This is a genomic window from Paenisporosarcina sp. P4_E4_2 (assembly GCF_056401595.1).
Genome location: NZ_JBFUJC010000169.1, coordinates 1 through 6,604 on the forward strand (window position 1 = coordinate 1; position 6,604 = coordinate 6,604).

At 40.5% G+C, this 6,604-nt stretch carries 7 protein-coding genes; all 7 read left to right on the forward strand.

Annotation, left to right across the window (positions count from 1 at the left end):
* A partial coding sequence (locus AC1DSB_RS12140) for a TIGR00282 family metallophosphoesterase (protein ID WP_477586798.1) occupies positions 1 to 511 on the forward strand: 511 nt, incomplete at its 5' end.
* Positions 512 to 598: 87 nt separating this feature from the next.
* Positions 599 to 871 carry a stage V sporulation protein S gene (locus AC1DSB_RS12145; RefSeq protein WP_016427565.1) on the forward strand — a complete coding sequence of 91 codons (273 nt, stop codon included), beginning with the start codon at positions 599 to 601 and terminating at the stop codon, positions 869 to 871.
* A gap of 220 nt (positions 872 to 1,091) precedes the next feature.
* Positions 1,092 to 2,846: a 2-oxoacid:acceptor oxidoreductase subunit alpha gene (locus AC1DSB_RS12150; RefSeq protein WP_477531789.1), complete on the forward strand. Its 1,755-nt coding sequence runs from the start codon at positions 1,092 to 1,094 to the stop codon at positions 2,844 to 2,846.
* Positions 2,833 to 3,699, forward strand: coding sequence for a 2-oxoacid:ferredoxin oxidoreductase subunit beta (locus tag AC1DSB_RS12155; RefSeq protein ID WP_477531790.1), 867 nt, complete (start codon positions 2,833 to 2,835; stop codon positions 3,697 to 3,699). The genes AC1DSB_RS12150 and AC1DSB_RS12155 overlap by 14 nt, the downstream gene beginning before the upstream one ends.
* 147 nt (positions 3,700 to 3,846) lie before the next feature.
* Positions 3,847 to 5,385: a tRNA (N6-isopentenyl adenosine(37)-C2)-methylthiotransferase MiaB gene (miaB, locus tag AC1DSB_RS12160; protein WP_477586799.1), complete on the forward strand. Its 1,539-nt coding sequence runs from the start codon at positions 3,847 to 3,849 to the stop codon at positions 5,383 to 5,385.
* Entirely contained in the window at positions 5,382 to 5,816 is a 435-nt protein-coding gene (locus AC1DSB_RS12165; protein WP_016427561.1) for a YlbF/YmcA family competence regulator, read from the forward strand. Before miaB ends, AC1DSB_RS12165 begins: the two co-directional genes overlap by 4 nt.
* Positions 5,817 to 6,058: 242 nt before the next feature.
* Complete coding sequence (gene cotE / locus AC1DSB_RS12170) at positions 6,059 to 6,601, forward strand: outer spore coat protein CotE (protein ID WP_016427560.1); 543 nt, start codon at positions 6,059 to 6,061, stop codon at positions 6,599 to 6,601.
* Positions 6,602 to 6,604 lie beyond the last annotated feature (3 nt).

Genomic DNA, 6,604 nt, shown 5'->3' on the forward strand with positions numbered 1-6,604 from the left:
GGGTAAGGGCATGACGACTATTACAAAAAACGGTCATACGTTATCCGTGATTAATTTGCATGGCCGTACATTTTTACCGCCACATGATGATCCATTCAAAAAAGCGACTGAGCTTGTAAATGAAGCAAAGCAAATATCTCCACTGATTTTTGTTGATTTTCATGCAGAAGCAACGAGTGAAAAAATAGCGATGGGTTGGCATTTAGATGGGGAAGTATCCGCCGTTGTTGGTACGCATACACATGTCCAGACAGCAGATGCCCGCATTTATCCAAATGGAACAGCGTACATCACGGACGTCGGGATGACAGGTCCTTACGACGGCGTACTTGGGATGAAGAAAGAAGATGTACTGTATCGTTTCCAGACGAATATGCCCGCTCGTTTTGAGGTACCAAAGTCAGGAAGATCTGTACTCAGCGCATTTTTCGTAGAGTTGGATAACCAAACAGGAAAAGCCACTTCGTTTGAACGTATTTATATCAACGAAGATTATCCTTTCAGAGGATAACTTCTTCTATCTTTCTCTTATCTTGCATACAGTGACTTAAGGACATCTTAATCGTCCAACGGTCAGCAAGGACAAGGAGGAATCGTAGTGGAATCATTAAAAGTATCTTCAAGATCTAATCCAAACTCAGTTGCAGGTGCATTAGTTGCAGTCATCCGTGAAAAAGGGTATGCAGAAATGCAAGCAGTTGGAGCAGGAGCACTTAATCAAGCGGTAAAAGCAGTTGCAATTGCACGTGGCTTTGTCGCGCCGAGTGGCACCGATTTAATTTGTTCTCCGGCATTTACAGATATTGTGATCTCTGGGGAAGACCGGACAGCTATTAAGCTTTTAGTTGAAAAACGTACAAGAGCACAATAAGAAAAGCGTAAAGCGCTATTCTTACTTAATTGTAAACTAACCCAATCTCAAAAGAGGTTGGGTTTTTACGTATTTTCAGCACAAATTACTAATTTGGCTTCCTCCAAAGGTCTGAATTTCAAAAAACTACCGCTATTTTATAGTGAATGAAGCAATTAAGTGATAAACTTATGTAGGAAAATAGAGGTTATTACCTGATCTGTTAAGGAGTTGTTTGCATATGTTACATCAGCTTTCATGGAAAGTCGGTGGGCAACAAGGGGAAGGAATCGAAAGTACCGGAGAAATTTTCTCAATGGCGATGAATCGCTTAGGGTATTTCTTGTACGGCTATCGTCACTTTTCTTCACGTATTAAAGGTGGACACACGAATAATAAAATCTGTGTACGAACGACAGAAGTTCGCACAATACCAGATGATTTAGATATTTTAGTTGCATTTGACCAAGAAACAATTGATGTAAACTATAAAGAACTGACAGCTTCAAGCGTCATTTTGGCTGATACGAAATTTAATCCCGAACACCCAGAAGATTGTGTTGCGACCATGTACAGCGTTCCGTTTACGGAAATTGCATCTGAACTCGGCACGTCTTTAATGAAAAACATGGTGGCAATTGGTGCTACATCCGCTTTGTTAAATTTGGATAAAACTGTTTTCCAAAGCGTAGTCGATGAAATTTTCGGCCGCAAAGGCGAGACAATTGTTGAAAAAAACATGCAAGCGATCCAACAAGGTTATGAAGTGATGGCGCAACATTTGGGCGATCGGATTGGTGAGTGGGAACTTGAACCTGCAGATGGGAAACATCGTTTGTTTATGATTGGAAACGATGCTATCGCTTTAGGTGCACTTGCATCTGGTGTTAGATTTATGGCAGCCTATCCTATTACTCCTGCATCTGAAATAATGGAATACTTGATTAAGAAATTGCCGAAATTTGGTGGGGCTGTAATTCAAACTGAGGATGAAATTGCCGCTGCAACCATGGCGATTGGCGCAAACTACGGTGGGGTTCGTTCATTTACTGCTTCTGCGGGTCCTGGTTTATCTTTAATGATGGAAGCAATCGGTTTGTCAGGTATGACCGAGCAACCGCTCGTCATTGTTGATACACAACGTGGTGGCCCATCAACAGGTTTGCCGACGAAACAAGAACAATCCGATTTAATGCAGATGATTTATGGTACACACGGGGAGATCCCAAAAGTGGTCATCGCTCCAAGTACGGGCAAAGAAGCATTTTTCGATACAATTGAAGCGTTTAATATTGCGGAAGAATTACAACTGCCTGTTATTATTTTATCCGATTTACAGCTATCGTTAGGTAAACAAACGGTGGAACCATTTGATTACAGCAAAGTGGCACTTCGCAGAGGCCGTCTAAAAGTGGAAGAAGAATTAGTAGCTGCCGAAGATAAATCATACTTTAAACGCTACGAAGTGACGGAAGATGGTGTGTCTCCTCGTGTCATTCCTGGAATGAAAAATGGAATTCACCACGTTACTGGTGTTGAACACGACGAAACTGGCAAGCCTTCTGAATCGGCTGCAAATCGTCAACTGCAAATGGACAAGCGTATGAGAAAAATGGAGCATGTCAATTTCCCGAACCCTGTTCATGTATATGCACCTCATGAAGAAGCGGATGTCCTGTTAGTGGGCTTCAATTCGACTCGAGGGGTACTAGAAGAAGTTCAGGCGAATTTAAATGCACAAGGTATTCGTGCTAATCATGCACATATCCGTTTAATCCAGCCTTTCCCGACTGCACATGTTTCACCACTTATTGAGGCTGCGAAAAAAGTACTGGTCGTTGAAAATAATGCAACTGGTCAACTGGCAAATATTATTAAAATGAATGTTGGCGCTCATGACAAAATCGTGAACGTATTAAAATATGATGGAACACCTTTCTTGCCAAGAGAATTAACGAATCGCGTAAAGGAGTTGCTCTCAGATGGTAACATTTAAAGATTTTCGCAATAATGTAAAACCCAACTGGTGTCCAGGCTGTGGCGACTTTTCCGTACAGGCAGCTATTCAACGTGCAGCAGCTAATGTAGGGATCGAACCAACAGATTTAGCGGTTATTTCCGGAATTGGTTGCTCAGGTCGAATTTCTGGATATATACATTCATACGGATTCCACGGGATTCACGGTCGTGCACTTCCGATTGCTCAAGGTTTGAAAATGGCTAATCGTGATTTGAACGTAATTGCTTCAGGTGGAGATGGAGATGGTTTTGCGATCGGGATGGGACATACAATCCACGCGATTCGCCGAAATATCGATATCACATATATCGTCATGGATAATCAGATTTACGGTCTGACAAAAGGGCAAACATCGCCTCGTTCAGCAGCAGGTTTCAAAACGAAATCTACGCCTGGAGGTGCGATTGAACCTTCTCTTGCTCCACTGGAAATGGCTTTAACGTCTGGTGCAACATTTGTAGCACAAGGATTCTCTTCCGATTTAAAAGAATTGACAAGTATCATTGAAGCTGGAATTAACCATAAAGGATTTTCGTTCATCAACGTATTCAGTCCATGTGTTACTTACAACAAAATAAACACATATGATTGGTTCAAGGAACGCATCACAAAAATTTCAACTGTCGAAGGATACGATTCATCCAACCGTCCACAAGCAATGGCAACGTTAATGGAACATGAAAGCCTTGTAACAGGCATCATCTATCAAAACAACGAACAACCTTCTTATCAGGAAATGGTGTCAGGCTACGCTGAAACGCCATTATCAACAGAAGATTTAATGATGAGCCAAAGAGATTTCGATGAACTTGTAAAAGAATTTTTGTAAGAATTGAACTGCCGGTGAAAATCGGCAGTTTTTTTGTCGAAACACCGACAATTGCAGCTGACATCTTGTAGGAACACATGCCGTATCAGTATAATAGAGGAATGAAGTTTTCGTCTGATGGGTGTACAGGATGAAAGGAGCAATTTTATGAACGAAGAGCAACGCTTACATAATTCACAAGTAAAAGAAACGAATAAAACGGAAAAAGACTACAGTAAGTATTTCCAATCAGTTTATGTGGCACCATCTTTGAAAGAAGCAAAGAAACGTGGTAAAGAAGAAGTAGCTTACCATAAAGATTTTGCGATTCAACCTGAATTTTTGGGAATGGGACAAGGTCGTAAGTTTTTCATTCGGACATTCGGATGTCAAATGAATGAACACGATACAGAAGTAATGGCAGGTATATTCCTGCAACTGGGCTATACGCCAACTCAGAGTGTACAAGAAGCAAATGTCATCTTGCTGAACACATGTGCCATCCGTGAGAATGCCGAGAATAAGGTGTTTGGTGAACTTGGCCACTACAAAAAGATTAAACGTGATAATCCAGATGTGTTGATCGGTGTTTGTGGTTGCATGTCTCAAGAGGAATCAGTTGTCAATAAAATATTAAAAACTTATAATCAAGTCGACATGATTTTCGGTACTCACAATATTCATCGTTTGCCTCACATTTTAAATGAAGCCTATCTGTCAAAAGAAATGGTCATTGAGGTGTGGTCAAAAGAAGGAGACGTCATCGAAAGTTTGCCTAAAGTCCGACGTGGCGAAATCAAAGCGTGGGTCAATATTATGTATGGATGCGACAAATTCTGTACGTACTGTATTGTTCCATATACAAGAGGAAAAGAACGGAGCCGCAGACCTGAAGAGATCATACAGGAAATCAGACAGCTAGCGGCACAAGGATATAAAGAAGTCACTTTACTTGGGCAAAATGTGAATGCATATGGGAAAGATTTCGACGATCTTACATATCGACTGGGTGATTTGATGAATGATCTTCGTCAAATCGATATGCCACGCATTCGTTTTACAACAAGCCWTCCACGAGATTTTGACGATCACTTGATTGAAGTGCTCGCGAAGCGTGGAAATCTAGTGGAACATATTCATTTACCTGTCCAATCAGGTTCCTCCAGTATGCTAAAACTAATGGCCCGTAAATATAACCGTGAACAATATTTGGAATTGGTCAGCAAAATTAAAGTTGCGATTCCTGATGCGGCATTGACTACGGATATTATTGTCGGATTCCCGAACGAAACGGACGAGCAGTTTGAGGAAACCATGTCTTTATATGAAGAAGTTGGGTTTGAACATGCCTATACGTATATCTATTCACCTCGTGAAGGGACACCGGCTGCCAAAATGGAAGATAATGTTCCGATGGATGTGAAGAAACAACGTTTGCAAAGGTTAAACAATCTTGTCAACAAATTATCAGCAGAGACAATGCAGGCTTATGATGGCCAAATTGTTGAAGTATTGGTTGAAGGTGAAAGTAAGAAAAATTCAGCGGTACTTGCGGGTTATACAAGAACAAGCAAGCTAGTGAATTTTGAAGGTCCGAATGATATTATCGGTAAATTGGTTCACGTGAAGATTACAAATACAAAAACATGGTCTCTAGAAGGCGAATTAATCGAAGTTCTATCAGGCCAAGAAGTGGGTGTCTTATGACAACGAAATATACAAAAGATGATATTATTGCAAAAGCTAAAGAAATCGCAGATATGATTGCACAAACAGAAGAAGTGGATTTCTTTAAACGTGCGGAAGCGCAAATTAATGAAAATCAAAAAATCCGTGAAAAAATTGCGAGTTTGAAGAGTCTTCAAAAACAAGCAGTTAATTTCCAACATTACGGTAAAGAAAAAGCATTAACATTAATTGAAGGTAAAATCGAGAAAATCGAAGAAGAAATTGATGAAATCCCGATTGTTCAAGAATTCAAGCAATCACAAGGGGATGTAAATGATTTACTTCAATTAGTAGCAAATACTATTGCCAACAATGTAACAAACCAAATCATCGAATCAACGGAAGGCGATTTACTTCGCGGAGAAACAGGTTCAAGAGTACAAAATACTAAACCAGGCAGTTGCTCATAAAACGCAAATAAAACTGTTCCTTCTATATAAGAGGGAGCAGTTTTTCTTTTCCATCGATGGTTTCAATCATTATTAAATCATCCTTTCATAATGTCTAGTTCCAAGCGCCAGCACGCTCATAAGCTTCAAGCCCTCAAGCGGAAACAAGCGGTGCCGAGAAAATTGGCGCTTTCCACAATTCCTATCACCTAATGGGCACAGCCTGCATATGATGAAAAGGAATCGAACGAAGGAGGATGGCTTTGAAATATACCCGTCAAATCGTGACGAAAGCAGTCGTGGCGAAAGGTAAAAAGAGAGCAGAAGCTAGTGAAACGTTACGTCCACCAAATAACCCTTCTAGCATTTTAGGGTGTTGGGTTATTAATCACACTCACCAAGCGAAGAAACATGGTAAATTTGTGGAAGTGTCTGGAAAGTACGACATCAATGTGTGGTATGCACATCACGACCATTCTAAAACCTCTGTATTTTCAGAAACAGTACCATACAGAGAGCGTATTAAACTTCATTATCGTGAAGATGATTCACAAGGTGTTGAGGACATACATGTACGTGTCATACAACAACCGAATTGCACGGAAGCCATCATTACACCGGATGGCGAGCAATTTAAAGTAACAGTAGAAAGAGAATTGCATGCAGAAGTTGTTGGTGAAACAACAGTTGTTATTCAAGTTCAACCAGGTGATTACGAGGAAGAATGGTCATATAAAGACGAAAGTTCATCTTCATCGTCAACTTCAACATTTAGTGATGCTAAAGAGTCCTCATCATTCTCTTAAGCC

Bases quoted from the DNA above. Each gene is read 5' to 3' on its own strand.
- AC1DSB_RS12150 (WP_477531789.1), top strand. From the start codon at position 1,092: ATGTTACATCAGCTTTCATGGAAAGTCGGTGGGCAACAAGGGGAAGGA.
- AC1DSB_RS12165 (WP_016427561.1), top strand. From the start codon at position 5,382: ATGACAACGAAATATACAAAAGATGATATTATTGCAAAAGCTAAAGAA.
- AC1DSB_RS12155 (WP_477531790.1), top strand. From the start codon at position 2,833: ATGGTAACATTTAAAGATTTTCGCAATAATGTAAAACCCAACTGGTGT.